Annotated in this window: 31 protein-coding genes; 20 read left to right on the forward strand and 11 right to left on the reverse strand. The window is 63.6% G+C overall.

What is annotated here, in order from left to right:
- Positions 1–102: 102 nt before the first annotated feature.
- The 10 genes from panD (at position 103) to BM408_RS08730 (ending at position 8,237) form a co-directional block, all read left to right on the forward strand.
- Positions 103–483 (forward strand): aspartate 1-decarboxylase, encoded by a 381-nt coding sequence (gene panD, locus BM408_RS08685; RefSeq protein ID WP_007867856.1) that lies wholly within the window; start codon positions 103–105, stop codon positions 481–483.
- 66 nt (positions 484–549) lie between these two features.
- Positions 550–1,884 carry an adenosylmethionine--8-amino-7-oxononanoate transaminase gene (locus tag BM408_RS08690; RefSeq protein WP_092129016.1) on the forward strand — a complete coding sequence of 445 codons (1,335 nt, stop codon included), beginning with the start codon at positions 550–552 and terminating at the stop codon, positions 1,882–1,884.
- The gene (bioD, locus tag BM408_RS08695) at positions 1,877–2,569 is read left to right on the forward strand and encodes a dethiobiotin synthase (RefSeq protein WP_092129018.1); all 693 of its coding nucleotides are present in this window, start codon (positions 1,877–1,879) and stop codon (positions 2,567–2,569) included. The genes BM408_RS08690 and bioD overlap by 8 nt, the downstream gene beginning before the upstream one ends.
- Before the next feature lie 2 nt (positions 2,570–2,571).
- Positions 2,572–3,798, forward strand: coding sequence for an 8-amino-7-oxononanoate synthase (bioF, locus tag BM408_RS08700; protein WP_092129020.1), 1,227 nt, complete (start codon positions 2,572–2,574; stop codon positions 3,796–3,798).
- 77 nt (positions 3,799–3,875) lie between these two features.
- On the forward strand, positions 3,876–4,898 hold the full coding sequence (gene bioB / locus BM408_RS08705; RefSeq protein WP_254774747.1) for a biotin synthase BioB: 1,023 nt from the start codon (positions 3,876–3,878) through the stop codon (positions 4,896–4,898).
- Between the two features lie 100 nt (positions 4,899–4,998).
- Positions 4,999–5,901, forward strand: a complete 903-nt coding sequence (panB, locus tag BM408_RS08710; RefSeq protein ID WP_092129022.1) for a 3-methyl-2-oxobutanoate hydroxymethyltransferase — start codon at positions 4,999–5,001, stop codon at positions 5,899–5,901.
- Positions 5,902–5,946: 45 nt separating this feature from the next.
- Positions 5,947–6,795 carry a pantoate--beta-alanine ligase gene (panC, locus tag BM408_RS08715; protein WP_092129024.1) on the forward strand — a complete coding sequence of 283 codons (849 nt, stop codon included), beginning with the start codon at positions 5,947–5,949 and terminating at the stop codon, positions 6,793–6,795.
- A gap of 108 nt (positions 6,796–6,903) precedes the next feature.
- The gene (locus BM408_RS08720; RefSeq protein WP_092129026.1) at positions 6,904–7,359 is read left to right on the forward strand and encodes a GNAT family N-acetyltransferase; all 456 of its coding nucleotides are present in this window, start codon (positions 6,904–6,906) and stop codon (positions 7,357–7,359) included.
- A complete protein-coding gene (locus BM408_RS08725; RefSeq protein ID WP_092129028.1) occupies positions 7,356–7,826 on the forward strand; it encodes a GNAT family N-acetyltransferase in 471 nt (156 codons plus the stop codon). Before BM408_RS08720 ends, BM408_RS08725 begins: the two co-directional genes overlap by 4 nt.
- An 81-nt stretch (positions 7,827–7,907) precedes the next feature.
- Positions 7,908–8,237 (forward strand): cupin domain-containing protein, encoded by a 330-nt coding sequence (locus tag BM408_RS08730; protein ID WP_092129515.1) that lies wholly within the window; start codon positions 7,908–7,910, stop codon positions 8,235–8,237.
- Positions 8,238–8,268: 31 nt separating this feature from the next.
- Here BM408_RS08730 and BM408_RS08735 read toward each other — a convergent pair whose 3' ends face one another.
- The 4 genes from BM408_RS08735 to BM408_RS08750 form a co-directional block, all read right to left on the reverse strand.
- Entirely contained in the window at positions 8,269–9,279 is a 1,011-nt protein-coding gene (locus BM408_RS08735) for an NAD(P)H-dependent glycerol-3-phosphate dehydrogenase (RefSeq protein ID WP_092129030.1), read from the reverse strand.
- Between the two features lie 63 nt (positions 9,280–9,342).
- On the reverse strand, positions 9,343–9,810 hold the full coding sequence (gene secB, locus BM408_RS08740; protein WP_092129032.1) for a protein-export chaperone SecB: 468 nt from the start codon (positions 9,808–9,810) through the stop codon (positions 9,343–9,345).
- Positions 9,811–10,040: 230 nt separating this feature from the next.
- Entirely contained in the window at positions 10,041–10,304 is a 264-nt protein-coding gene (gene grxC / locus BM408_RS08745) for a glutaredoxin 3 (protein WP_092129034.1), read from the reverse strand.
- Between the two features lie 115 nt (positions 10,305–10,419).
- Positions 10,420–10,830: a rhodanese-like domain-containing protein gene (locus BM408_RS08750; RefSeq protein WP_092129036.1), complete on the reverse strand. Its 411-nt coding sequence runs from the start codon at positions 10,828–10,830 to the stop codon at positions 10,420–10,422.
- A gap of 124 nt (positions 10,831–10,954) precedes the next feature.
- Between BM408_RS08750 and gpmA the strand changes: the two genes are divergently transcribed.
- The 3 genes from gpmA (at position 10,955) to BM408_RS08765 (ending at position 14,207) form a co-directional block, all read left to right on the forward strand.
- Entirely contained in the window at positions 10,955–11,698 is a 744-nt protein-coding gene (gpmA, locus tag BM408_RS08755) for a 2,3-diphosphoglycerate-dependent phosphoglycerate mutase (protein ID WP_092129038.1), read from the forward strand.
- 193 nt (positions 11,699–11,891) lie between these two features.
- Entirely contained in the window at positions 11,892–13,328 is a 1,437-nt protein-coding gene (locus BM408_RS08760; RefSeq protein ID WP_092129040.1) for a S41 family peptidase, read from the forward strand.
- 120 nt (positions 13,329–13,448) lie between these two features.
- Positions 13,449–14,207 carry a HesA/MoeB/ThiF family protein gene (locus tag BM408_RS08765; protein ID WP_092129042.1) on the forward strand — a complete coding sequence of 253 codons (759 nt, stop codon included), beginning with the start codon at positions 13,449–13,451 and terminating at the stop codon, positions 14,205–14,207.
- Between the two features lie 4 nt (positions 14,208–14,211).
- Here the strand turns inward: BM408_RS08765 and BM408_RS08770 are convergent, their stop codons facing one another.
- On the reverse strand, positions 14,212–16,233 hold the full coding sequence (locus BM408_RS08770; protein ID WP_092129044.1) for an AsmA family protein: 2,022 nt from the start codon (positions 16,231–16,233) through the stop codon (positions 14,212–14,214).
- A 346-nt stretch (positions 16,234–16,579) separates the two neighbouring features.
- On the opposite strand from BM408_RS08770, the gene BM408_RS08775 reads away from it, so the two are divergent.
- Entirely contained in the window at positions 16,580–16,960 is a 381-nt protein-coding gene (locus tag BM408_RS08775; RefSeq protein WP_092129046.1) for a response regulator, read from the forward strand.
- A gap of 2 nt (positions 16,961–16,962) precedes the next feature.
- Here the strand turns inward: BM408_RS08775 and BM408_RS08780 are convergent, their stop codons facing one another.
- Positions 16,963–17,595 carry a response regulator gene (locus BM408_RS08780; RefSeq protein WP_007867910.1) on the reverse strand — a complete coding sequence of 211 codons (633 nt, stop codon included), beginning with the start codon at positions 17,593–17,595 and terminating at the stop codon, positions 16,963–16,965.
- A 143-nt stretch (positions 17,596–17,738) separates the two neighbouring features.
- Here BM408_RS08780 and BM408_RS08785 point away from each other — a divergent pair, with 143 nt between their 5' ends.
- The 6 genes from BM408_RS08785 (at position 17,739) to BM408_RS08810 (ending at position 21,357) form a co-directional block, all read left to right on the forward strand.
- On the forward strand, positions 17,739–19,079 hold the full coding sequence (locus tag BM408_RS08785; RefSeq protein WP_254774748.1) for a sensor histidine kinase: 1,341 nt from the start codon (positions 17,739–17,741) through the stop codon (positions 19,077–19,079).
- 240 nt (positions 19,080–19,319) lie between these two features.
- A complete protein-coding gene (locus tag BM408_RS08790) occupies positions 19,320–19,484 on the forward strand; it encodes a DUF1328 domain-containing protein (protein WP_092129048.1) in 165 nt (54 codons plus the stop codon).
- Positions 19,485–19,625: 141 nt separating this feature from the next.
- Positions 19,626–20,009: a hypothetical protein gene (locus BM408_RS08795; RefSeq protein ID WP_092129050.1), complete on the forward strand. Its 384-nt coding sequence runs from the start codon at positions 19,626–19,628 to the stop codon at positions 20,007–20,009.
- A gap of 78 nt (positions 20,010–20,087) precedes the next feature.
- The gene (locus BM408_RS08800) at positions 20,088–20,453 is read left to right on the forward strand and encodes a hypothetical protein (RefSeq protein WP_092129052.1); all 366 of its coding nucleotides are present in this window, start codon (positions 20,088–20,090) and stop codon (positions 20,451–20,453) included.
- Positions 20,454–20,491: 38 nt separating this feature from the next.
- Positions 20,492–20,947: a hypothetical protein gene (locus tag BM408_RS08805; protein WP_092129054.1), complete on the forward strand. Its 456-nt coding sequence runs from the start codon at positions 20,492–20,494 to the stop codon at positions 20,945–20,947.
- Positions 20,948–21,042: 95 nt separating this feature from the next.
- Complete coding sequence (locus BM408_RS08810; protein WP_092129056.1) at positions 21,043–21,357, forward strand: BON domain-containing protein; 315 nt, start codon at positions 21,043–21,045, stop codon at positions 21,355–21,357.
- 176 nt (positions 21,358–21,533) lie between these two features.
- Here the strand turns inward: BM408_RS08810 and BM408_RS08815 are convergent, their stop codons facing one another.
- The 5 genes from BM408_RS08815 to folE form a co-directional block, all read right to left on the reverse strand.
- Positions 21,534–22,040, reverse strand: coding sequence for a BON domain-containing protein (locus BM408_RS08815; protein ID WP_092129058.1), 507 nt, complete (start codon positions 22,038–22,040; stop codon positions 21,534–21,536).
- 184 nt (positions 22,041–22,224) lie between these two features.
- A complete protein-coding gene (locus BM408_RS08820; protein ID WP_254774749.1) occupies positions 22,225–22,680 on the reverse strand; it encodes a thermonuclease family protein in 456 nt (151 codons plus the stop codon).
- A 221-nt stretch (positions 22,681–22,901) separates the two neighbouring features.
- On the reverse strand, positions 22,902–23,726 hold the full coding sequence (locus BM408_RS08825; protein WP_092129063.1) for a DUF429 domain-containing protein: 825 nt from the start codon (positions 23,724–23,726) through the stop codon (positions 22,902–22,904).
- 31 nt (positions 23,727–23,757) lie between these two features.
- On the reverse strand, positions 23,758–24,180 hold the full coding sequence (locus BM408_RS08830; protein ID WP_092129065.1) for a BLUF domain-containing protein: 423 nt from the start codon (positions 24,178–24,180) through the stop codon (positions 23,758–23,760).
- Between the two features lie 2 nt (positions 24,181–24,182).
- Positions 24,183–24,905, reverse strand: coding sequence for a GTP cyclohydrolase I (folE, locus tag BM408_RS08835; RefSeq protein ID WP_092129068.1), 723 nt, complete (start codon positions 24,903–24,905; stop codon positions 24,183–24,185).
- Positions 24,906–24,962: the final 57 nt, after the last annotated feature.

The raw sequence follows: 24,962 nt of genomic DNA on the forward strand, positions 1-24,962 counted from the left end.
CTGTCGCAAATGTTACAGCGACTGGCCCGGCAGCCTTTTCACAGGGCTTGGCCCATCAAAATGGCGCTTTGCTTTCTCGCGTGATTTCTATCCTCACCCACCATGTTCAGAACCCTGCTCAAATCCAAAATCCACCGCGCGGCGGTGACGCACTGTGAACTCAATTACGAGGGCTCCTGCGCCATCGATGAAGACCTGCTGGACGCCGCCAACCTGGCCGAGAACGAACAGGTGCACATCTGGAACATCAACAACGGTGAGCGCTTCATCACCTATGCCATCCGCGCCGAACGCGGCAGCCGCATTATTTCAGTGAACGGCTCCGCGGCACGCCGCGCGGCCGTGGGCGACCTGGTGATCATCGCGGCCTTTGCGCAGGTGCATGAAGAGCACGTCGCGGGCTTCAGCCCCAAGCTGGTCTTCGTCAACCCCGACAACCGCATCAAGGAAGAGCGCTCCACCATACCGGTGCAGCAGCCCTGAGCCGTCACGGCCCCGCCGCAACGCGCGGGCTTTTTCCTCTCCCTCTCTCTCTTCACACAGGGCCTCATGGACAACGCTTCAATGACCCAGCGCAGCCTGCGCCACGTGTGGCACCCCTGCACCCAGATGAAACTGCACGAGGCGCACCCGCCCGTGCCCATCGCCCGGGCCGAAGGCGTGTGGCTGCATGACTTTGAAGGCCGGCGCTACCTGGACGGCATCAGTTCCTGGTGGGTCAACCTGTTTGGCCACGGCCACCCGCACATCAAGGCCGCGCTGCGCGACCAGTTGGATACGCTCGATCACGTCATGCTGGCCGGCTTCACGCACCAGCCGGTGGTCGAGCTCTCGGAACGGCTGGGCGCGCTGACCGGCCTGGGCCATGCGTTTTACGGCAGCGACGGCGCCAGCGCCACCGAGATCGCGCTGAAGATGAGCGCGCATTACTGGCGCAACAGCGGTAAGCCGGAAAAAAGCCGCTTTATCGGCCTGGCCGGCGGTTACCACGGCGAAACTGTGGGCGCGCTGGCCGTCACCGACATTGCGCTCTTCAGGGAAGCCTATGCGCCGCTGGTGCGGCTGGCCGCCACCGTGGCCAGCCCCGATGCACGCGGTGCGCAAGCCGGCGAGAGCGCAACGGATGTCGCCCACCGCGCCGCCGCCAGCCTGCAAGCCTGGCTGGAGCAACACCACACGCACACCGCCGCACTCATCGTCGAGCCCATGGTGCAGTGCGCCGCCGGCATGGCCATGTATGACGCGGCTTACCTGCGCGAAGCACGCGCACTGTGCGACCGCTACGAGGTGCACTTGATCGCCGATGAAATCGCCACCGGCTTTGGCCGCACCGGCACGATGTTTGCGCACCAGCAGGCGGGCATACGGCCTGACTTCATTTGTCTTTCCAAAGGGCTTACGGGCGGCACGCTGCCGCTGTCGGCCGTGCTCACGACTGACGCGGTGTACGACGCGTTTTACGACGACGATGTGGCGCGCGGATTTTTGCATTCACACTCTTACACCGGCAACCCGCTGGCCTGCCGCGCGGCGCTGGCCACGCTCGAACTGTTTGAGCAGACCGACGTACTGGCCAGCAACGCCGCATTGGCCCGCACACTGGACCAGGCGTTCGCGCCACTGACGCAGCACGCTGCCGTGCGCAACGCGCGCAGGCTGGGCATGATCTGGGCCTGGGACATTGACCCCACGGCCGCACCCCACTTTGCCCGCCGCTACACGGAACACGCCATGCACAACGGCGTACTGCTGCGCCCGATAGGCCAGACGGTCTACGCCATGCCGCCCTATGTGATGGACGAAGAAGCCGTGGACCACCTGGCGCGCGGCGCGCTGGCGGCACTGAACGCCACCCTGGCTGAACAAGGCAGCGCACATGGCTGAAGCGGCGCACAAAACCGTCTCGCTGTTCGTCACCGGCACCGACACCGGCGTGGGCAAAACGCTGGTCAGCGCCGCGCTGCTGCATGCATTGGCCAAACGGCATCTGCGTGTGGTGGGCATGAAACCTGTGGCGGCGGGCACGGAATCCATTGACGGCGTCGAGGCCAATGAAGATGTGCTCGCGCTGCGCGCCGCCTCTACCTGCCGCGTGCCGCCCGAGCTCGACAACCCGGTGCTGCTGCCCGACCCGGTGTCGCCGCACATCGCAGCGGCCCGCGCCGGTGTGCGCATTGACATCGCCCAGCTGGTGGCCTGCTACCGGCAGCTTGCACTGCTGGCCGACGCGGTGGTGGTGGAAGGCGCAGGCGGCTTTCATGTGCCGCTCTCGTCGCTGGAAACCGGCGCCGACCTGGCCGAAGCGCTGGACCTGCCGGTGGTGCTGGTCGTCGGCCTGCGGCTGGGTTGCCTGAACCATGCGCTACTCACCGCCGAGGCTATACGCTCGCGCGGCCTCACGCTGGCGGGCTGGGTCGCCAACCACATCGACCCGGACATGCTGGCGCAGGACGACAACATCGCCTTTCTGCAAAAGCAGTTGCAGGCGCCGCTGCTGGCCACCGTGCCCTGGCAGGCCGGTGTTGACGCCCGCAACATCACCATCCACCTTCCCGCCGAATGGCAATGAACATGACCTCCTCCTGGCTCGATGAATTCCCAGCGCGCGTGGCAGAGCTGGACCGCACCCACTTGCGCCGGCAGCGCCGCGTGGTGGTGCCTGAAAGCGGGGCGCGCCTCTCGATCGACGGGCGCAGCATGCTGGCTTTTTGCAGCAACGACTACCTGGGCCTGGCCACGCACCCCGCGCTGGTGCAAGCGGCCTGCGACGGCGCGCAGGCTTATGGTGTCGGATCGGGCGCGTCACCGCTGGTCAGCGGCCACAGCGCGGCCAACGAAGCGCTGGAGCGCGAACTGGCGGCCTTTGTGGGCCTGCCGCGTGCGCTGTATTTTTACGCCGGCTACGCCACCAATATCGGCATCGTGCCGGCGCTGGTGGGTGCGGGCGACGCGATTTTTTCGGACGCGCTCAACCATGCCTGCCTGATTGACGGTGCGCGCTTGTCGCGCGCCAAAATCCACCGCTACGCCCATGCCGACCTTGACGCATTGGACCGCGAACTCGCGCAAAGCGATGCGCCGCGCAAGCTGGTGCTCAGCGACGCGGTGTTCAGCATGGACGGTGACATCGCCGACATTACCGCGCTGGTGGCGCTATGCGAGCGGCACGACGCGCTGCTACTGCTCGATGACGCGCACGGCTTTGGCGTTTTGGGCCCGCAAGGGCGCGGCAGCCTGGCCGCGGCCGGCCTGCATGGCGCCAAGGCCTCGCGCCGCGTGCTCTACATGGCCACGCTGGGCAAGGCGGCCGGTGTGGCCGGTGCTTTTGTGGCGGGCGATGAAGCACTGGTCGAATGGCTGCTGCAAAAAACCCGCAGCTATATTTTTGCCACCGCGGCGCCCGCGCTGCTGGCCAGCGCGCTGCGTACCAGCCTTGAACTCATTGAGCAAGACGAATGGCGTCGCGCGCATTTGCAGAAACTGATTGCGCGGCTGCGCAGCGGGCTGACGGCGGGCCTCAAAGGCAGCCACTGGCAATTGCCGCCTTCGCAAACCGCTATCCAGCCGCTGCTGATAGGCCGCAACGACGAAGCCATGGCCGTGATGGAAGGCCTGCGCGCACGCGGCATCTGGGTGCCGGCGATTCGCCCGCCCACTGTGGCTGAAGGCACGGCACGGCTGCGCATTGCGCTGTCGGCTGCGCATACCGAAGCCGATATCGATTTGCTGGTTGAGGCCCTGTCTGCCTTAGCCCAACACGCACCAAAGCCAGAACTCGCGTCATCAATACCCGACTGAAACACGCCTCATGAAAACATTTCATGAAAACGCTTCAGCTAGACTCAAAAAAACCAGTTCCCGAAAGGAAAGAGACCATGTCCCACGTTGCAGAACAAACCATCACGCTCCACCGCCCTCGTCCTCAAGCTTCACAAGTCGAGCGGGCGGGTGAGCAGCGCTGGAGTGTGGACGCCATCGAGGCTTTGTTCAATCTGCCTTTTCCGGAACTGATGCACCGCGCGCAAACCGTGCACTGCGAAAACTTCGACCCCACGCATGTCGAGTTCGCCACGCTGCTGTCGGTCAAGACCGGCGGCTGCGCCGAAGACTGCGGCTACTGCCCACAGGCCGCGCGCTACGACACCGGCGTGGAAGCCAGCAAGCTGATGGAACCGGCCGAAGTGCTGGCCGCCGCCCAGCGCGCGCAGGCTGCGGGCGCCACGCGTTTTTGCATGGGCGCCGCCTGGCGCTCACCCAAAGACCGCGACATTGAAAAAGTCGCCGAGCTGGTGCGCACCGTGAAGGCGCTGGGCCTGGAAACCTGCGCCACGCTGGGCATGCTGGAAGACGGCCACGCGCAAACGCTGCAAAGCGCCGGCCTGGACTACTACAACCACAACCTGGACAGCGCGCCTGACTTTTACGGCGACATCATCACCACACGCGACTACCAGGACCGCCTCGATACGCTGGCGCGTGTGCGCAGCGCCGGCGTCAAGGTCTGCTGCGGCGGCATCGTCGGCATGGGCGAGACTCGCCGCCAGCGCGCCGGCCTGGTGGCCGAGCTCGCCAACCTCACGCCCTACCCCGAGTCGGTGCCTATCAACAACCTGGTGAAGGTGGAAGGCACGCCGCTGGCCAACCAGGCCGACCTGGACCCGTTTGAATTTGTGCGCACGATTGCCGTGGCGCGCATCACCATGCCGACGGCACGCGTGCGCCTGTCGGCCGGCCGCCAGCAAATGGGCGACGGCGTGCAGGCGCTGTGTTTTCTGGCCGGCGCCAATTCGATCTTTTACGGCGACAAGCTATTGACCACCGGCAACCCCGACACCGATGCCGATGTGAAGCTGCTCGAGCGCCTGGGCATGAGCCGGTCTGCACCCGAGGCACGTTAAGCCCTGTTTGGGTAGCCCCTGCCTTGTCTGGGCTCTCTAAAACATAGCCCAAAAAGCCCACTGAAGCTGGTTAGACTTTCGCTAAATTCCGGACCCGCCCATGACGACCCCTGCCAATACTTCCGTCACGCCTTACGGCACGCTGCCGCCGTCGTCTACGCCCTCCACGCCGCCGGCGCGCAAACCGGTGAGTCTGCCGCGCCTGCGCGAAATGCAGGCGCATGGCGAAAAAATCACCATGCTGACGGCCTATGACGCTACCTTTGCCGCCGTGGCCGATGCCGCCGGCGTCGAATGCATTCTGGTGGGCGACTCACTGGGCATGGTCTGCCAGGGCCTGACCAGCACCGTCGGCGTGACGCTGGAGACCATGCGCCACCACACCGAGTGCGTGGCCAACGGCCTGCGGCGTTCACAAGCCACGGCCTGGCTGATCGGCGATTTGCCGTTTGGCAGCTATCACGAGTCCAAAGAGCAGGCTTTGCGCAGCGCCACAGTGCTGATGCAGGCCGGCGCGCACATGGTCAAGCTCGAGGGCGGCGGCTGGACAGCCGAGACGGTGCGCTTTCTGGTGGAGCGCGGCATCCCTGTGTGCGCCCACCTGGGCCTGACGCCGCAGACTGTGCATGCGCTGGGCGGCTACCGCGTGCAGGGCAAGGGCGACGAAGCCGCTGCCACGATGACGCGTCACGCCCGCGAGTTGCAAGATGCCGGCGCCGCCATGCTGGTGCTGGAGATGGTGCCGGCGGCCCTGTCGGCCACGCTCACGCAGGAACTCACACATTGCGCCACCATCGGCATAGGCGCGGGTAACGGCACTGCCGGCCAGGTGCTGGTGCTGCACGACATGCTGGGCATGAACCTGGGCAAGATGCCGAAGTTTGTGCGCAACTTCATGGAAGGCCCGGACAACAAAACTGCCAGCGTGCGCGGCGCCATGGAAGCCTATGTGCGCGCCGTGAAAGACGGCAGCTTCCCGGTCAATACCACCCACGCGTGGTGAAGCGGGCCCACCACACCCGCGCCCCTTCAAGAGTCAGGAGACAAGATGCAGATCGTCCACACCATCCCGGAGCTGCGCGAGGCCCTCAGCCCGTTTAAACGCCCGTCTTTTGTGCCCACCATGGGCAACCTGCACGACGGCCACATCGCCCTCGTCAAGCAGGCCAAGCCGCTGGGCGACGTGAGTGTCTCCAGCATCTTCGTAAACCGCCTGCAGTTCGCGCCGCATGAAGACTTCGACAGCTACCCGCGCACGCTGGACGCCGACGCCGAACGATTGAAAGAAGCCGGCTGCAACGTGCTGTTTGCCCCGCTCGAAAAGCATCTCTACCCCGAGCCGCAAAGCTACAAGGTGCACCCGGCCACCGACTTGAGCGACATCCTTGAAGGCCACTTCAGGCCCGGCTTTTTTATCGGCGTGAGCACCGTGGTGCTCAAGCTCTTTTCCTGCGTGTTTGCCGGCATGCCCACGGGTGTGGCGGCTTTCGGCAAGAAGGACTACCAGCAGGTGATGGTGGTGCGCCGCATGGTGCAACAGTTCGCGCTGCCGATCGAGATCCTGGCCGGTGAAACCCAGCGCGCCGACGACGGCCTGGCACTGTCCTCACGCAACGGCTACCTCAATGCCACCCAGCGCGCCGAAGCGGTGGAGCTGTCCAAAGCCATACGCGCGCTGGGCGAAGCCGCTCGCGCCGGCGGCACGCCCGATTTGCCGGCCCTCGAAGCACAAGCGATGCAGGCGTTGGCCCGCCGCGGCTGGAAGCCCGACTACCTCACCGTGCGCCGCCGCGCCGACCTGCTGGTGCCACACGGCCCGCTGGCCGATGTGCCGCTGGTGGTGCTGGGCGCGGCCAAGCTGGGCAGCACGCGGCTGATCGACAATCTGGAAATTTGAGCGCGGGACCGGCCCGGAGCCGAATGAAGCCCATAACGGCTTGCTCCCTTTTCAGGAGCTGCTTACGTACGTTCTACGCGGCTTTCAGGCTAATTTGATCGTCAATTTATGCACCACATCAACCCTGTAGACCCTCAATCGGCCGCCGCGCTGATTGCTCAGTCAGACGCCTACATGGCAGCGCTTTACCCCGCGGAAAGCAACCACCTGGAAAGCCTCTCGGCGCTCAGCCAGCCCAATGTGCTGTTTGTGGGCGCCCATATTGACGGCGAGCTGGTGGCTTGCGGCGCCGTCAAAACACTGGACAACGACGGGCGTTACGGCGAGATCAAACGCGTCTTTGTGCTCGAACAGCACCGCGGCAAAGGCCTTTCCAAAGCCATCATGCAAACGCTGGAGGCGCACCTTCAGGCGACCGGCGTGCGCCTGGCGCGGCTGGAGACGGGCATTCACCAGCCCGAAGCGCTGGGCCTCTATGCGCGGCTGGGTTATGTACTGCGCGAGCCGTTTGGCGCGTATGCGCACGACCCCTTGAGCGTCTTTATGGAAAAGTCCCTGGCATGAGCGTCGTCTCCGTCCGCCTCGCCGGCCTGCCCGACCTGCCGGCCGTGGCCGCGCTGTTTGACGCCTACCGGCAGTTTTACGAGCAGCCGGCCGATGCGGCACTGGCGCTGCAGTTCATCGGCGAGCGCATGCGCAACCGGGAGTCGGTAATTCTGGTGGCGCAAGCCATGCAACAAGTGACAGGCGCTGAAGGCAGCCTGGTCGGTTTCTGCCAGCTATATCCCAGCTTCTGCTCGGTAATCGCCCAGCCCATCTGCACGCTCTACGACCTGTATGTCGCGCCCCAAGCCCGCAAAACCGGCGCCGGCCGTGCGCTGATGCTGGCGGCCCATGCGCACGCGCAGGCCAACGGGTTTGCGCGGCTGGACCTGAGCACCGCCAAAACCAACCATGCGGCGCAGGCGCTGTATGAGTCGCTGGGCTGGGTACGCGACGACGTCTTCCTGGTCTACAACAAGACGGCCTAGCCAACCCTGTTTCGCCAGCGCAGCCCTTGGGGTATAAAGTTTGCAGGCGGTTTTCTATCGCCACGCATGCAGGAGTCCACCATGGCCATTCCCCACGCCGCTTCCGGGCAACTCATTGACGTCCAGCCGCTGGCCGGCAAACTCTCCGAGGGCCGCACCGTCGCGCTGTTCAAAAGCGAGGAGCTCGAGGTCATGCGCCTCATCGTGCCGGCCGGCAAGACCGTGCCTTCGCACCAGGTCAAGGGCGAAATCACCGTGCAATGCCTGGAGGGCGAAGTAGCTTTCACCGCCAACGGGCAAACCCAGCCCATGAAAGCCGGCCAGCTGCTGTGGCTCGCCGGCGGCGTGCCGCACGGGCTCACCGCCGTGCAGGACGCTTCGCTGCTGGTGACGCTGCATTTGCGCAAGTAGCCGGCGCGCTACGCTGGCGTGATGCGAGGACTCAGGCGAGCTCAGCCGTCGGCCCGCGGCCCATCAGTGTCGCCACCGCCTCCACAGGGCGCAGCTTGCCGTCCAGCAAGGCCACCACGCTTTGCGCGATCGGCATCTCAACACCCAGCCCGGCGGCGCGCTGCACCACGGTGCGGGCGCAATACACACCTTCGGCCACATGGCCCAAAGAATCGACGGCCTGCGCCAGCGTTTTGCCTTCGGCCAGCAGCAGCCCCACCTTGCGGTTGCGGCTCAGATCGCCTGTGGCCGTCAGCACCAGGTCTCCCAGGCCCGACAGGCCTGTGAAGGTTTCGGCCTTGGCGCCTAGCGCCACGCCCAGGCGTGTCATTTCGGCCAGGCCGCGTGTGATGAGCGCCGCGCGGGCGTTCAGGCCCAGTTGCAGACCGTCGCACAGCCCGGTGGCAATCGCCAGCACGTTCTTGACGGCGCCGCCCACTTCCACGCCAACCACATCGTCATTGGCATAGACGCGCAGCGTGGGGCTGTGAAAGGCGGCGACAAGGGTGTCACGTACTTCGGCATGCTCGCTGGCGGCCACCAGCGCCGTCGGCTGGCCGCGGGCCACCTCCAGCGCGAAACTGGGGCCGCTGAGCACACCTGCTTTTAAATTGATAGCAGCTTGCGCCCGTATTTCGTGGACCATCAGGCCGAACGACGCGGAGGCGGCGTCCAGCGGCGCTTCAAAGCCCTTGCTCAGCCAGGCCACCGGCACGTTGACGTGCTGCAGGCTTTGCAGCATGGCGCGCGCCGCCGACACCGGTGTGGCCAGGATGATGAGGTCCTGCCCCGCGACTGCCTGCGCCAGCGGCACATCGCCGCCTTGCAGCAGCAGGCTGCCGGGCAAGACCACGCCGGGCAGGTAGCGGTGATTGGTGCGGCCGGCCTGCAGGTTTTTGACAAGGCCGGCATCGCGCGCCCACAGCGTGACCTGGTGGCGGGCCGCGCTGCTCACAGCCATGGCCGTGCCCCAGGCGCCTGCACCTATGACCAGTATTTTCATGCGCGCGTCATGAGGGAATCGCAAAGGAAGGCGGGCCGGGATGTGTACCCCGGCGCGCCATCATCAGACGATGATTTGCGGTGCGGCCGGCGCAGCGGCGGCGGCCTGTGCCTGCTGCTGCTCGTACATGGCCTGGAAGTTGATTTCCGCCATGTGCACGGGCGGGAAGCCGCCGCGCTGGATCACGTCGGCCACGTTGCCGCGCAGGTAGGGGTAAACGATCTGCGGGCAGGCGATGCCCAGGATGGCGCCCATCTGGTCAGCGGGGATGTTGCGGATTTCAAAGATGCCGGCCTGCTTGGCTTCCACCAGGAACACGGTCTTGTCGCCAATCTTGGTCTGCACGGTGGCCGTCACGGACACCTCGAACAGGCCTTCCGCCACCGGCGTGGCGTCCACACCCAGCTGGATGTCCACGGCAGGCTGCTCGGGGTTGAGCAGGATTTCGGGCGAATTGGGCTGCTCCAGCGACACGTCCTTGAGGTAGACGCGCTGGATCTGGAATACGGGGTCAAGATTGGCTTCAGCCATGGTGCTCTTTCGGATGCTGGGGAAAAGTTGGACAGAGGGTTAGATGCGCCGGCAAGCCGGTGACCAGCGGATGATTATAGGGAGCGGATATGAAGCCCCACGGTGAGACGGGCCCCCACGCTTTTCACTTCGTGTAATGCGCTGCCCCCCGAGGGGGCCGCCCGCCCTGCGGCCCGGCAAAGCCGGTTCCGCGGCTCATGCTGGCGAAGACAGGTGCCTGCGCCCAGATCTCAGGCGGGGGTATTCAATAGAGGCATCAGGCCGCCACGGCCGTCCAGAGCCATCAGGTCGTCGCAGCCACCGACGTGGGTTTCGCCGATAAAGATTTGCGGCACGGTGCGCCGGCCGGTGATTTCCATCATTTTCTGGCGTTCGCCGGGTTCCATGTCGACGCGGATTTCATCGAGTTCGGTGACGCCGCGCTGTTTGAGCAGTTGCTTGGCCTGGATGCAATAAGGGCAGGTGCCGGTGGTGTAGATCTTGACGGTTTGCATGGGGTTCTCCGGATCCGGCCGGGCATGGCAGCCCGGCACGGGAAGGCAGGTGACCTGGGGGCCAGCAGCTTTCATGCCTGCCGGGCCGGTCAGCGCCGTATTGAACAGACCTGGATCAGGCCTTCTCTAGAGGCAGGTTAGCCTCTTTCCAGGCTTTGAGCCCGCCGCCCAGCGATTGGGCCTGCTCGTAACCGAGCTTTTTGGCAACAGCGACGGCGCGGCCGGCGCGTGCACCGGTGGCGCACACCAAAATCAGGGGCAAAGCCTTGTTTTTGACGGTGGTGGGGAGTTTGCCTTCCAGCTCGCTGAAAGGCACGTTTTTGGCGCCCGTCACGTGGCCGGCGGCAAATTCGTCCGCTTCGCTGACATCGACCACCACGGCTTTTTCGCGGTTGATCAGTTGCACCGCGCCGCTGGCGGTGAGCGCGCCGGCGTTCATGGCGCCGGAAATCATGGGCCAAAGCAGCATGCCGCCCGAGGCGACTGCTATCGAAATCAGCATCCAGTTGTCGATCAGAAATTTCACGTTTTACCCTTTGTGTGTCTTGGAGCGCTTATTGAGCGAACCCATGATTTTAGAATGGAGGGCGAAAACGCCCAACCGGCGCCCCTCTCTATTCCCCTTTTTTTCACTCCCCACCCCTCCCACCATGTACAAACTCGTGCTCATCCGCCACGGCGAATCGACCTGGAACCTTGAAAACCGCTTCACCGGCTGGACGGACGTCGACCTCACGGAAACCGGCATCGCCCAGGCCAAAAACGCCGGGAAACTGCTCAAAAGCGAGGGTTATGACTTTGACGTGGCCTATACCAGCGTGCTCAAACGGGCGACCCGCACGCTCTGGCACACGCTGGACGAGATGGACCGCACCTGGCTGCCCGTGGTGCACAGCTGGCGGCTCAATGAGCGGCATTACGGCGGGCTGCAGGGCCTGAACAAGGCCGAAACCGCCAAAAAATACGGTGACGAGCAGGTGCTGGTCTGGCGCCGCAGCTACGACACCCCACCGCCGCCGCTGGACGCCGGCGACGAGCGCAGCGAACGCAGCGACCCGCGCTACGCTAAATTGGCGCCCGGGCAGGTGCCGCTGACCGAATGCCTCAAAGACACCGTGGACCGCGTCTTGCCCTTCTGGAACGAAGCCATGGCGCCCGCCATCAAGGCCGGCAAACGCATCGTCGTGGCGGCCCACGGCAATTCCATCCGCGCGCTGGTGAAATACCTGGACAACATCTCGGATGACGACATCGTCAGCCTCAATATTCCCAATGGCATTCCGCTGGTCTACGAGCTGGATGCCGACCTGAAACCGCTGCGCCACTACTACCTGGGCGACAGCGAAGCCGCCGCCAAGGCAGCGGCTGCCGTGGGGGCTCAGGGTAAAGCCTGAGGGAGCGCCACCGGGCGATCCGGCTGGCGGCGGGCGATTTCTGTAAAGGTGCTGTAAAAGCGGGTACTTTTGGCACTTTTGCTGCCAGGGAGCGCCGATTGGCGGAACTGTGGTGCCCGGCCTTTCTCCAAGGTGTATATTGCTTCACATAGGGGGAGCAGGGGTTCCCCAACAGGTTTACGAAGGTATTTTTATGGGTCAGAAGCTCAAGATAGCAGGCTGGATTTCAATCGGAGCTGTGGCAGGAGCGCTCACCACGGTGCAACTGCAAGCCGTGGCCCGCGCGGGCCTGGCGCCGTTGCCGCTGGAAGAGCTGCAACAGCTCGCCTCGGTGTTCGGCATGGTCAAGACAGACTATGTCGAGCCGGTGGACGAGAAAAAGCTGATCACCGACGCCATCTCCGGCATGGTGGCCAGCCTGGATCCGCACTCGGTTTACTTCGACAAGAAGTCCTACAAGGAATTCCGCGAAGGCACGACCGGCCGCTTTGTCGGCGTCGGCATCGAGATCAGCCAGGAAGACGGCCTCGTCAAGGTGGTCTCGCCGATTGAAGGCTCGCCCGCAGACCGTGCAGGCCTCAAGCCCAACGACCTGATCACCCGCATCGACGACACCGCCGTCAAAGGCCTCACGCTCAACGAAGCCGTCAAGAAAATGCGCGGCGAGCCCAAGACCAAGGTCTTGCTCACCATCTTCCGCAAGGACGAGAACCGCACATTCCCGGTCACCATCACGCGCGAAGAAATCCGCACGCAATCCGTCCGTAGCAAAGTGGTGGAGCCCGGCTACGCCTGGATTCGCCTGAGCCAGTTCCAGGAGCGCACCGTCGACGACTTCGTGACCAAGCTCGAGCAGATCTACAAGCAGGAACCCAACCTCAAGGGCCTGGTGCTCGACTTGCGCAATGACCCGGGCGGCCTGCTGGATGCGGCCGTCGCCGTGTCGGCCGCCTTCCTGCCGGAAAACGTCACCGTGGTGTCCACCAACGGCCAGCTGGCCGAAAGCAAGTTCACCTACAAGGCAGCCCCCGAGTTTTACCAGCGCCGCGGCGCGGACCCGCTCAAACGCCTGCCTGCGGCCATCAAGAATGTGCCGCTGGTCGTGCTGGTCAATGAAGGCTCGGCCTCGGCCAGCGAAATCGTGGCCGGTGCGCTGCAGGATTACAAACGCGCCACCATCATGGGCAACCAGACCTTCGGCAAGGGCTCGGTGCAGACCGTGCGGCCGCTGGGCCCCGATACCGGCCTGAAGCTCACCACGGCGCGTTACTACACCCCGAGCGGCAAATCCATCCAGGCGCGCGGCATCGTGCCCGATGTCATGGTGGACGAAACCGCCGAAGGCAGCCCGTTTGCCGCCCTGCGCACACGTGAAGCCGACCTGGAGAAACACCTCAACAGCGGCCAGGGCGCCGAAGTCAAAGACGCCAACCGTGAAAAGGCCCGCGAAGAAGCCCTGAAGCGCCTCGAGGAAGAGTCCAAGAAGACCCCCGAGCAACGCCGCCCGCCCGAACTGGGCAGCGACAAGGACTTCCAGCTGGCCCAAGCCATCAACAAGCTCAAGGGACGGCCCGTGCTGGTCAGCAAGACCGCCGTGGTTGAGACCAAGAACGAGAAAAAAGAAAACTAGGACGGCGATGGTGCCCAAGGCACCTGGGAGCAGCGCCCGCCTTGCGCGGCCGCCTGTTCCCACGCCCACCCCACCCCTCTTCTGTCCTGCCGGGCCTGAACGCTGACCGGCCTCCTCTTCATGAATGACGATCAGCTGCTTCGCTATTCCCGGCATATCCTGCTCGACGAAGTCGGCATCGAGGGTCAGGAAAAGCTGCTCAACTCACATGTGCTGATCATCGGTGCGGGCGGGCTCGGCTCACCCGTCGCGCTCTACCTCGGCAGCGCCGGTGTCGGCCACATCACCATCGCCGACCATGACCGGGTGGACACCACCAACCTGCAGCGGCAAATCGCCCACAACCTCGCACGCGTGAACGAGTTCAAGGCCGAATCCGCCCGGCAGGCCATCGCGGCGATCAACCCCGACGTCAAGGTCACCACGGTGACTGAACGCGCTGAAGGCGAGCTGCTGGACCGCCTGGTGCAAGGCGCCGACCTGGTGCTGGACTGCACCGACAACTTCGCCACCCGCCACGCCATCAACCGCGCCTGCGTGAAGCACCGCAAGCCGCTGGTGTCAGGCGCCGCCATCCGTTTTGACGGCCAGGTGGCCGTGTTTGACACAAGCGCAAGCGAGCAGGCGCCCTGTTATGCCTGTGTGTTTCCGGAATCAGAACTTCTGGAAGAAACACGCTGCGCCACCATGGGTGTTTTTGCGCCGCTGGTCGGCATCATCGGCAGCACGCAGGCGGCCGAAGCCCTCAAGCTGATTTGCGGCGTTGGCCAGCCCCTGACGGGGCGGCTGCTGATGCTGGAAGGCAAAAGCATGGAATGGAGCGAGATGAAGCTGATGCGCAACACCGCATGCACGGTGTGCGGCAGCGCCCATCGCTAGCGCCCTACTTCAGCGAGATGGCCGCGGCCGGAATGCGCGAACCCGCGCTGGAGCTCGTCGCCTTGGCCAGAATGGCCTTGCAGTTTTCGTCCTGGCCGGGCCCGGTTTCTATGGTGGCGGCCAGCGCCAATAGCGGATTGATCACGCCGAGCGCCAAAGCGATGCCGGCCCGGCCGGCCAGAGCGCCCTTGTCGGGCCCAGCGGAGGGCGCCGCAAACGTGCCGCCGATTTTCAACGGTGACCTGAAACTCAGAATGCTCTGATCCTTGGGCGCAGGGTCAAGAACCAGATCCAGCGTCTCGTCGGCCAGGTTGATGGTCCCGCGCCCGTTGATCACCGTGTCCGTGGTGTCCAGCACAATGGTTTTGGTCGTCATCAGGCCCTGCTTCACCTCGAAGGCCGCCGCCGCGCAGCGCAGCCGCACGTTGCGGTCGCCTCGCACCAGGAATTTGATGACCTCGCCGCCGTCCAGCCCCATGAATTCGAGCAGGATGTTGCTCATCTCGCCCTTGCCCATCAAGACGGCCACGTCGCCCGAAGAGGTGCCCAGCATCTGCGCCAGCGAATTGCCGCGCCCCTTGAGATCGAACTGGCCGCTGACCTTGCCCAGGCTGCTCTTGCTGGTTTCAACGGCGGGAAAGAGCTGGTTGAGCTGCAAGGCACGCACATCCAGCCGCGTGGTGAAGGCGGCAGGCACCAGGTTGGCATCGATGCGTATGCTGCCCGCCACGGTGCCGCCCGCAACGCCCATCGAGATTGGCTCCAGCTGCATCACACCGGCATTGATCTTCACGTGAACACTGCCCTTGTCCAGCGGCAGCACTTCCACATGGCGGATGTCGGCTGCGGAATACACCACGTCGGCATTCATGGCTTTGATACGGGTGACGTCCAGCGTCGCCACCGGCAGTACCTTGCGTGTGGCCGATGCGGTCTTCTTGAGGGGGACGGGTGCGGACTGGCTGGCGGTATTTGAAGTTGAAGCTGCCGCAGTACTTGTCTGCGTAGGCCCGACCGGAGGCGGCAGGCCGATCACCGGCGCCAGGTCGGCAAAATCCAGCAAGCGGGACTGCACCTTGCCGGTCAACAGGGGCACCGCGCCCGACTGGTCAAAGCTGAGGGCGCCGCTGAGGTCCGAGCTGCCCAGCGTTCCCTGTATCTGGCTGGCCGCCCACACCTTGCCGTGCTTGGCGAGTTTGCCGCGCAACTTGTAAGGCGGCGTCGATGGCAGCACAACGCCCAGCAGTTTGTACAGCTCTTCCAGGTTGCGGCCCTGCAGGTCGAAGGTGGCGTCGATGCCGGCAAGGTCGGCGAGATTGGCAATCGTCCCCTTGGCTTTGAGGCTGGTCTTCGCGGCCGTGGCGTTGACCTCGATCGGAAAAGGCGCTTCGCGGTCTTTGCTAAGTTGCAGCACACCGCCGGTGCGCCCGCTGGCGCTGAAGGCTTCGTTCTGCCATTTGCCGCTGGCCTTGTAGCTCAGGGGCAACTCGCCCGCGGCCTCCTGCGCGAGTGAGAACTGAACGTTGATGTTGGCGCCCTGGGCCTTGGCCTCGTAATCCAGCGTACCGCGGTCTATCAGCAAGGCGTCGATTCGCGGAACAGCGCCTTCATCGGAGGTGTCGCGCGACAGCGCCCAGGTGCGCCGGCCGTCAGGCTCTATCTGAAGCCCGATTTCCGGCTCGGTCAGTGCAATGCGGGGCAGCTCAATGCGCCCCACCAAAAGCGGGAAGAGCTTGATGTCAAATTCGGCGGCGCTCGCCTTGACGAGGTAAGGCTTGCGCGCCCACTCGGGATTGGCAAACTCGATGCCGTCCGCCCGCACGGTGACAGTCCGCCCCAGATTCACCGAGAGGTGGCGCGTGATTTCAAAACGCCTTCCAAGCTGGTCGGACACATAGCGGTTGATGGGGCCGCGCATGGCGTCCCAGGGGAAGAAGGCAATCACCAGCACCAGCACGAGCAGCAACGCAGCCACACCGGCAAGGATTCTCTTCAGAAGGACTGGCCGGGAGGAGGAGGTGTTCATGTGTTGGCGTTCTGGATGCTCCGCAAGCACCGGCGACGCGTTGGCACAACACAGGTGGCCCACGCATGCGCTTTAAATTGCAGAGCCTTCACTATCCGTCCAAACAGCCATTCAAGGCAGTCGGCAGGGGCCATGACATGCTGTGAGCATGTGCCTACAACACGACATTCGTGCGAATGTATGCACACATACCGTGCGCCGTAGGAAATATCCTACAAGGAGTGGACTTGGCCGCTGGCAGAATGGCCCTCAATGAAAAGATACATTAAGTGACAAGAGACGTTTGCGCTTTTGGGACTTTCGTAATATTTCGAGAACCACGCGGCCTCCCACCTGGACCTGAGCAGTGAGACTGAAAACGTACATCGTAGAAGACAATCCCACCATTCGCGAAAATCTGATCGGGACGCTTGAGGAATTGGCACGCATTGATGCCGTGGGAACCGCCGAAACCGAAAACGAAGGCAAAGCCTGGCTGACGGAGAACCGGGACAACTGGGATCTGGCGATTGTTGACCTGTTTTTAAAGCAGGGCAGCGGCCTCGGTGTGCTGGCTGCCTGCAGGGACCGCCCCTCGACGCAGAAGGTGGTGGTCTTGAGCAACTACGCCACAGCCGACATCCGGCAACGCTGCGCCCAGCTGGGCGTGGATGCCGTGTTTGATAAATCCAATGAGATTGACGCCCTGGTGGATTACTGCATCCAGCAGAGCGGCGCCGCCGTTTGAAATCAGTCGATCAACTTGTTCTTGAGCGCGTAGTAGGTCAGGTCGCTGTTGGACGAAAGACTCATCTTTTCCATCACGCGCGTGCGGTAGGTGCTCACCGTCTTCACGCTCAGCGAAAGCGCCTTGGCAATGTCACCCGCGGTTTCGCCCTTGGCCAGCTTCAGGAAGACCTGGAACTCCCGTTCGGACAACTGCTCGTGCGAAGCGACATCGTTGGGCCGGTTCAGCTGCTGGGCCAGCAGCTCGGCGACCGCCGGGGTGATGTAGCGTTTGCCCAGCGAGATCACGCGGATCGCGTCGACGATTTCGGACGGATCGCACTCCTTGTTGAGGTAACCGCTGGCGCCCTGGCGGATCAGGTTGACCGCGTAGTGCTCTTCAGGGTAACCGCTCAGGATGAGGATGCCGACATCGGGCGCCTTCGCGCGGATCATGGCAAGTGCATCGATGCCGCTTTGGCCGGGCATGGACAGGTCCATGACGAGGATGTCGAGCTCGACGTTGCGAACCAGGTCAATGGCTTCGCGGCCGCTGCCGGCCTCGCCGACCACACGCAAGTCCACCTGGTCGGAGAAAAACTGTTTGAGTCCCGAACGCACAATGGCGTGGTCGTCCACAATTCCGATTTTGATCATGTCGCTGTCTTTCTATAAAGCCTGCATAAGCGGAAAAAAGGCATGAGAAGCCGCGAAAAGAGATGCCCCTGTCGGGCAGCTGCTTTAATTTTCAGCACCCATTATTGTCGAATTCTTCATTGAAGTACCAGACGGAGTTTGCCGTGAAACGATTTGCGATACCCAAAATGGCCATCAGCCTGCCTTTGGCAGTGCTGGCCGCCGCATTCCTGATCTTCATCAATGAAGCGAGTTTTCGCAAGTCTACCGATGCGGCAGCGGCTATCCAGGAAGCCCAGCTGACGCGCGGCGCCATCAACAAACTGCTGCAGCACGTGCTGGATGCTGAGACCGGGCAGCGGGGCTACCTGCTGACAGGCGATGCGCGCTACCTGGAGCCGTACAACACCGCGCTGGCCGACATCGACCAGAACCTGGACATGCTGCGCCAGCTGTTCACCCCCTACCGGGAGCAACTCACCGAGTTCGGCCAGATGTCCAGGCACGTCTCGCGCAAGCTGGCTGAAATGGACCTCAGCGTGCGCATGCGAAAAGAAGGCAACGAAGACGCCTGGAAGTTTGTGCTGACCACCGACGTGGGGAAAGAGCACATGGACGCCATCCGTGAGCAGGCCGCCAAGCTCGCCGCAAGCAGCGTCAGCAAGATGGAGCAGGGGCAGCTCCAGATCAAAAACACCTTGCAGCTGTCCCGCATCGGCGTGGCCACCATGGCCCTGGCGGGCCTGCTGGCCTTTTACATGTACCTGCTGCAAACCAAGGCACTGCTGGCATCCGGGCGGCGCGAACAGGAGTCCTTGCAGCGCGAACGCGACTTTCTCGAGACGCAGGTGCGCGACCGGACCGCCAACCTGGCCGAGCTGGCCACCCACCTGCAAAACGTGCGCGAAGACGAACGCGGGCACCTGGCGCGCGAGCTGCACGATGAGCTGGGCGCCCTGCTGACGGCGGCGAAGCTGGACGTGGCGCGCCTCAAATCCCGCCTGGCCGGCAACCTGCCTGAAGCCGCCGAACGGCTGGCGCACCTGACCAACACGCTCAACAGCGGCATTGCCCTGAAGCGCCGCATCGTCGAAGACTTGCGGCCCTCATCGCTGTCGCACCTGGGCCTGGTGGCTTCGCTGGAAATCCTGGCGCATGAGTTCGAGGAGCGCTCCGGCATCGCTATCACCACTGACCTGGAGCCGGTCGAGCTGGGCGGCTCCGCGCAGCTGACCGTCTATCGCCTGGTGCAGGAGTCGCTCACCAACATGGGCAAGTACGCTGAAGCCAAACAGGCCGAGGTCAGCCTGCACAACTTCGACAGCTACATCACGGTCGAGGTCAAGGACAACGGCCGCGGCTTCAAGGTCGAAAGCGTAGGCCCGGGCAGCCATGGCCTGGCCGGCATGCGGCACCGCGTGGAGGCCGCCGGCGGGCGCCTTACCGTCACCAGCCATGAAGGCGAAGGCACGCGCATCTCCGCCGTGCTGCCCAAAGTGCTCTGAAGCGCTGCGCCGCAGGCGCCGCAAGTGCCGTACTCGCACACACCACAGGGCACACCGCTGGCCGCACCGCAGCACACGCTGCGTAACAAAATGTCGGCCCCCTCCTACAGGGCAGCGCCGCCAGAGCTGACAGTGGCACACGCTGGCAGCCGATGAGAGAAATTCGCACATCTCCTTAACCTAGCTGCAGGCGTTTCGAAAGAGAGACGCACCATCCACTGTCACAGCAAGGAGCCCGAGATGTTGCACTATTCCGTCGTTTTCCTGGTCATCGCCTTGATCGCCGCCGTGTTCGGCTTCGGCGGTATTGCAGCAGGCGCTGTCGAAATCGCCAAGATCCTCTTCTTCATCTTCGCCATCATGGCCATCGTGAGTTTTGTCGTCAGCCTGATCAGGAAGGGCTGACAGCACGGCGTTTGCACAACCCCCTGCCCTCACAGCGACAGCGCGGCCCCTTCTCCCCGGCCGCGCTTTTTATACCGCTCACTGAATCAGCCACTTCGTCCCTTTCACCCTTTTCATTCACTCCCTCTTCAAGGACTCAACATGAACACACAAACCGTCTCCAAGACCGCACGTCAGGCCTCCGACGAACTGCTCAACACCGCCGAGAAGGCCGTTGACACCACGCGCGGCTATGCCAACGATGCGCTCGACAAGGCCGAAAACAAGGTTCGCGAGCTGCGCGGCAGCGTCGACCCCGTTGTCGACATGCTGGCCTCCAAAGCCCAGCGCCTGGCCCGCCAGAGCCTGGACATCGCGTCGGAAGCCAAAGACCGTGCACAACAGTCGCTGTCCAACGCCGCCGGCGCCACCACGCGTTATGTCTCCGAGCAACCCCTGCGCTCTGTGCTGATCGCTGCGGCCGTGGGCGCAGGCATCGCACTGCTGGTGTCCTCGGCACGCCACCGCAACCAGAACCGCTATTGATTGACGGCCTGATCCATCACGCATCACGCATCAAGCGCACCCAGTTACCCGCTTTCCCCGCCACCTTCATCTTTATCCATGCTTCATCCCCTCTTCTCAACCATCGTGCAACGGCCAGACCTGGTGGTGGACCATCTGTCGGCCTATGCCGCGCTGTTCCACGACGAGGCCTCCAATGCGGGCGCTGAATTGCTGGCGCGCGCGGTGGCCTGGCTGATCGCGGTGTTGGCGGCGGTGGTGTTTCTGGGCCTGGCAGGAACGGCCGTGATGCTGGGTGCACTGCAGAACCAGTTTCACTGGGTGCTGGTGGGCGTGCCCGGCGTTGCGCTGGTGATTCTTGTCGTGGCCATCCTCAAGGCCAGAAAGCCTTTGGTGAATGAGCGCTTTCCCGAGCTGAAGGCGCAAATCGACAGCGACGCCCGCGCCCTGCGCATGGCCGCCTGAATGCCGGCCGGCACACGACTCACCTACCCAGACGCGCCATGAATTCCCTCACCGCCCCCACACCGCAAGAACGGCTGGCCAACAGCCGCAAGGCCATCGTCCGGCACATGAGCCGTGACGCCCAGCGGGATGACGACCAGGATGATGGCGCCGGCTCAGGGCACGGCGCAGAAGGCGAACAAGGCAATTCTGAAGGCGGCGCCTGGGGCATCCTCAAGCACGCACTGGGCGCCTGGTGGCATCACCACCCGGTGAGCGTGGCATTTGGCCTGGCCAAGCCGACGCTCAAACACTACGCCGAAGAAAAACCGCTGCAACTGCTCGGCATCGCCGCCGCCGCAGGCGCGGCCGCCGTGGTGCTGCGCCCATGGCGGCTGGTCTCCATAGGCAGCCTGTTGATTGCCACGCTCAAATCTTCCGAGTTGTCCGGCGCTTTACTTTCGATGTTGTCGAGTGCGCCACCTTCTTCCGAACAGAACCAGAGATCCAGATAAGCATTACCGCAGGCCGGTGGGCGTGGTGCCGCTCACCGACAGGCTTTTTTAACCACTGCACCAAAACCATTACATCAACTCAAGAGGAAAACAATATGAAATACGCTCGCGCAATTGCATTCGCAGCCCTGGCAGGCATCACCATCATCGGCAGCGGCTGCGCTGTCGGGCGTGGCCAGTCGACCGCCGGTGAATATGTCGATGACGCCGCCATCACCACCTCGGTGAAGGCCAAGTTCGTTGAAGACAAGACCGTAGGGGCGATGGCCATCAAGGTCGAAACCCTGAACGGCACGGTTCAGCTCTCCGGCTTTGCCAAATCCGCCGCTGAAAAAGCCCAGGCTGAAAACCTCGCCCGCAACACGAAGAACGTCAAGGCCGTGCGCAACGACATCATCGTTCGCCCATAAACGGTTTTTACCGTCTGGCCACTCACAAGTGGTGGCTGTAAAAGGCAGGCATGGAGTTGATCCATGGCCTGCCTTTTGTTCGCCGGTCTCAGACTGAATGAATACAAGAAGAAACGCCCCCGACTCCATTGGAATCGGGGGCGTTTAAGTTGGGACGCAGAAAAGTGGCGCGGCGCTTAGCTGGCCGCTTTCACCACCAGCTTGTTGTCGACGGAATTGACGCCCTTGACACCTTTGGCAAGGGTGGTGGCTTTGTCGCGGGCGGCCTCCGTGGGGGCCGAGCCGTTCAGGGTCACCGCGCCGTTGCGGGTGTCCACGTTGATCTTGAGCGCGCTCAGGTCCGCATCTTTGGCCAGGCCTGCGGTGACGGTCGTGGTGATGGTCAGGTCGTCGATTTTTTCACCGGCCTTGGCGGCCATGTCTTTGCCCGAAGCTTCAGCGCTTTGCGTGGCGTTTTTCATCGCGGTGCCGGCGCTGGCCATTTCGCTTTCGGCCTTGGCTTTGGCCTGGGCGGCGGCTTCTTCGGTCTTGGCGATGGCAGAGTCAAGCTGCTGGCCCGCGGTTTTGCCTTCGTCCTGTTTGCCGCAGGCGGACAAGCCCAGTGCCAGGGCGATGGCGGCAGCAAGCGCCAGAGGCCGGAAGGCCCGGCCGGCGGGCAGGAAGTGAATGGGAGTTGAGGTCATGAGAAGCTCCTTTGGCTTTGGATAAGTGTGCGAATACCCAGGGTGCCTGGGCGCACAAGGTGACGAAGATGACGAACCTGAAGCTCGTACCTGTTCACTTTATTAAAGGGGGCCCTGCCCGCCAATCGCCATCGGCTGAAATGCCCGTAGGACAAAAGACAGCGCTCGCCCGCCCCTGGGCCGCTTACTTTGGGTGGCAGGAGCCGTGCTGCTTTCGAAATTGCGCCGGATACACCGGCGCACCCTGCGCGGGTGAAAACAGCCCCAACCCCGCGGCCCTGGCGCGCCGCTGCTGCGCCGCGTAGGGCCCCGGGCTGGAACGGAAGCGGTAAGACCAGGCCAGGCCGCGCGCCACCATCCATTGGCCGGTGTCCTCGCCATTGAGTTCGATGCGGGCCAGCAGGCGGCCGTAATCGTCATGGCGTTTGCCGAGTACCTTCACGCGCTTGCCAAGCACCCGCCGCATCAGCGCGTCGCGGGAGGCCGGGCCAAAGGCCTGGCAGATTTCCGGCGCATCAATGCCATCGACCCGAATGCTGACCGGCTTGCCGCCGCCGGGCGGCCGCACGCGGACGGTGTCGCCGTCGACCACATAGGTCACCACGCCCGACCAGGTGGCTTTGGCGGGAGGCGCTGCCAAGGCCGAAGTGCACCCTGCCGCGAGCGCCCAAAACATCAAAACGGTCAATCCCAGGGTTCGCAGACGCAACATGATGAAAAAAAGCTATTGGGTTTGCAGCCAGCCAGGCCCGTACGGACTGGGCAGGGCAACATGGCAGGTAGCGAATATTACTGTATGAATAGACAGTTATTACCTGCGCAGACAGCATTACCCGTGTCGCGGGGCGCTGTGAGTCAACGTCAGGCGGTAACGATCCAGCCTTCCAGCGGATCCATCTCAACCGGCAGGCCGTAGCGCGGGGCGCCCTGCTGCAACGCCCAAGCCGCCTGCATGAGGCACAGCACGGCATCCAGGCTGTCGCCGCTGGCGTCGTCAGCAAGCAGGTCACGCTGCGCATGGCTGACCTTGAGGCGCAGCCCCAGCCGCGTCTGCCCGTTTTCCAGCGCAGTGATCAGGTCCTTGCGTGCGATCAGCCGTTCGGGCGTCTGCTTGGCCTTGTCGTCGCTTTTGTAAGAACGGCTGCCCAGCACCTCACGTGCGAGCAGGCCCGGATATCCCTCCAGCGCCACACGTTGGGTGTCGCCCTCATGCAGGCCGGGCAGGTGCACACCGGCCGCCAGCAGGCGAGGCACACCGGCATGCAGCATGTAGGCGACCGGCGGGTTGACCCATTTCATCGAGGGGCTGGAGCCGGCCGGCCCGTCGGCGGCGCGGTGGGCGAATTTGTTCCCGACTGGGCGGCCGTCGCAAAAAGCGGCAAAGGCGCTGCGGATGTCGGGGCGGCTCAGGGCTGCGTAGTGCTGCACCAGGTCGGGCCAATGGCCGGGCCAGCCGAGGTGCTCGACCAGCTCGCGCGGCAAGCCGAAAGGAAAGTCGAAGGCGCCCAGCCAGCTGCGTTCGACGCGCAGCCATTGCTCAAAGCCGTCCAGGGAATCAATGCGCTCCAGGCCTGCCAGCAGCACGCGCCCGCGCGCCGCTGAGCCGGTGGCCATCACGATGGGTTTACGGCGGCTGGGACTGCTGGAGAAATCGCAGCCGAGGAGAAGCTCCGGCGCCGGGGTCATGACGCGCTTGCCCCGTCGACAACAGAAAGGGTCAAACGCGCCCGCAGATGGACGCGGTGGCCATCAGATCTTCCAGCAGCGCGAACGAGACCTTGCCCGAGACCGAGTACGGGTCGAGCTCGGCTTTTTCGGAGTACTTGAGCAGGATGGAATGGTTGAGCTTGGACAGGTTGACCTGGCCCATGGTCCAGCCGCCAAAGCGCCGCTCGGAGATTTCCTCGAAGTGCAGCAGCACCACGTCCTTGTGGCGCGCGTCGTGCTGGATATGGCCGAAGAGCTCGCTGACCGCCATGCGGCCGCCTTCAATCGCCTGCAGGAAGATGCCGCCGCCATAGCAGAGGATGCCGGTGATGCCGGAGGACGGGTTGTGCTGGCGCGATTGCGAGAGGATGCCTTCGATGGCTTCGGGGCTGGTGTCGACCGCGCGGCTTGCATAAAGTAAACGTACCAACATCTTTAGCCCTTTTGCGGAATCAGTGCGAGGAATTCGCGGCGCAGTGTCGAGTCTTTCAGGAACACGCCGCGCATCACCGAGTTGATCATCTTGCTGTCCATGTCTTTCACACCGCGCCAGGCCATGCAGTAGTGGCTGGCTTCCATCACGATGGCCAGGCCGTCAGGCTGGGTTTTTTCCATGATGAGATCGGCCAGTTGCACCACCGCCTCTTCCTGGATCTGCGGGCGGCCCATGACCCATTCCGCCAGGCGCGCGTATTTGGACAGGCCAATCACATTGGTGTGCTCATTGGGCAGCACGCCGATCCAGATCTTGCCGATGACCGGGCAGAAATGATGTGAGCAGGCGCTGCGCACAGTGATGGGGCCGACGATCATCAGCTCATTGAGGTGCTCGGCGTTGGGAAACTCAGTGATGGTGGGCGCATGCACGTACCGGCCCTTGAACACCTCGTTGAGGTACATCTTGGCCACGCGGCGCGCGGTGTTGTGGGTGTTGTGATCAGTGGCCGTGTCGATCACCAGGCTGTCGAGCACGCCCTGCATCTTGCCGGTCACTTCGTCGAGCAGCTTTTCCAGCTCGCCCGGTTCGATGAACTTGGCGATGTTGTCGTTGGCGTTAAAACGTTTGCGTGCCTGGGCCAGGCGTTCGCGGATCTTGACGGAAACCGGTGTTCCCTCGTCGGTCGCGTCCTGCAGGGGCGTGTCTGATTTCATAAGCATGCCAGATATTACCAGCCTGACCTTAAACCGTCTTCTCCGGGGTCTGATGGGGTTTTA

Source organism: Polaromonas sp. YR568, from assembly GCF_900116715.1.
Taxonomy (GTDB): Bacteria; Pseudomonadota; Gammaproteobacteria; order Burkholderiales; family Burkholderiaceae_C; genus Polaromonas.

Excerpts from the sequence above, each read along its gene's own strand:
- BM408_RS08760 (WP_092129040.1), top strand. The coding sequence starts at position 11,892 with ATGGGTCAGAAGCTCAAGATAGCAGGCTGGATTTCAATCGGAGCTGTG.
- panD (WP_007867856.1), top strand. The coding sequence starts at position 103 with ATGTTCAGAACCCTGCTCAAATCCAAAATCCACCGCGCGGCGGTGACG.
- BM408_RS08800 (WP_092129052.1), top strand. The coding sequence starts at position 20,088 with ATGCTTCATCCCCTCTTCTCAACCATCGTGCAACGGCCAGACCTGGTG.
- secB (WP_092129032.1), bottom strand. The coding sequence starts at position 9,810 with ATGGCTGAAGCCAATCTTGACCCCGTATTCCAGATCCAGCGCGTCTAC.
- BM408_RS08805 (WP_092129054.1), top strand. The coding sequence starts at position 20,492 with ATGAATTCCCTCACCGCCCCCACACCGCAAGAACGGCTGGCCAACAGC.
- BM408_RS08735 (WP_092129030.1), bottom strand. The coding sequence starts at position 9,279 with ATGAAAATACTGGTCATAGGTGCAGGCGCCTGGGGCACGGCCATGGCT.
- BM408_RS08790 (WP_092129048.1), top strand. The coding sequence starts at position 19,320 with ATGTTGCACTATTCCGTCGTTTTCCTGGTCATCGCCTTGATCGCCGCC.
- BM408_RS08720 (WP_092129026.1), top strand. The coding sequence starts at position 6,904 with ATGCACCACATCAACCCTGTAGACCCTCAATCGGCCGCCGCGCTGATT.
- BM408_RS08810 (WP_092129056.1), top strand. The coding sequence starts at position 21,043 with ATGAAATACGCTCGCGCAATTGCATTCGCAGCCCTGGCAGGCATCACC.
- panB (WP_092129022.1), top strand. The coding sequence starts at position 4,999 with ATGACGACCCCTGCCAATACTTCCGTCACGCCTTACGGCACGCTGCCG.
- BM408_RS08825 (WP_092129063.1), bottom strand. The coding sequence starts at position 23,726 with ATGACCCCGGCGCCGGAGCTTCTCCTCGGCTGCGATTTCTCCAGCAGT.
- BM408_RS08770 (WP_092129044.1), bottom strand. The coding sequence starts at position 16,233 with ATGAACACCTCCTCCTCCCGGCCAGTCCTTCTGAAGAGAATCCTTGCC.
- panC (WP_092129024.1), top strand. The coding sequence starts at position 5,947 with ATGCAGATCGTCCACACCATCCCGGAGCTGCGCGAGGCCCTCAGCCCG.
- bioF (WP_092129020.1), top strand. The coding sequence starts at position 2,572 with ATGACCTCCTCCTGGCTCGATGAATTCCCAGCGCGCGTGGCAGAGCTG.
- BM408_RS08780 (WP_007867910.1), bottom strand. The coding sequence starts at position 17,595 with ATGATCAAAATCGGAATTGTGGACGACCACGCCATTGTGCGTTCGGGA.
- BM408_RS08690 (WP_092129016.1), top strand. The coding sequence starts at position 550 with ATGGACAACGCTTCAATGACCCAGCGCAGCCTGCGCCACGTGTGGCAC.
- BM408_RS08730 (WP_092129515.1), top strand. The coding sequence starts at position 7,908 with ATGGCCATTCCCCACGCCGCTTCCGGGCAACTCATTGACGTCCAGCCG.
- gpmA (WP_092129038.1), top strand. The coding sequence starts at position 10,955 with ATGTACAAACTCGTGCTCATCCGCCACGGCGAATCGACCTGGAACCTT.
- bioD (WP_092129018.1), top strand. The coding sequence starts at position 1,877 with ATGGCTGAAGCGGCGCACAAAACCGTCTCGCTGTTCGTCACCGGCACC.
- BM408_RS08725 (WP_092129028.1), top strand. The coding sequence starts at position 7,356 with ATGAGCGTCGTCTCCGTCCGCCTCGCCGGCCTGCCCGACCTGCCGGCC.
- bioB (WP_254774747.1), top strand. The coding sequence starts at position 3,876 with ATGTCCCACGTTGCAGAACAAACCATCACGCTCCACCGCCCTCGTCCT.
- BM408_RS08830 (WP_092129065.1), bottom strand. The coding sequence starts at position 24,180 with ATGTTGGTACGTTTACTTTATGCAAGCCGCGCGGTCGACACCAGCCCC.
- BM408_RS08765 (WP_092129042.1), top strand. The coding sequence starts at position 13,449 with ATGAATGACGATCAGCTGCTTCGCTATTCCCGGCATATCCTGCTCGAC.
- folE (WP_092129068.1), bottom strand. The coding sequence starts at position 24,905 with ATGCTTATGAAATCAGACACGCCCCTGCAGGACGCGACCGACGAGGGA.
- grxC (WP_092129034.1), bottom strand. The coding sequence starts at position 10,304 with ATGCAAACCGTCAAGATCTACACCACCGGCACCTGCCCTTATTGCATC.
- BM408_RS08795 (WP_092129050.1), top strand. The coding sequence starts at position 19,626 with ATGAACACACAAACCGTCTCCAAGACCGCACGTCAGGCCTCCGACGAA.
- BM408_RS08815 (WP_092129058.1), bottom strand. The coding sequence starts at position 22,040 with ATGACCTCAACTCCCATTCACTTCCTGCCCGCCGGCCGGGCCTTCCGG.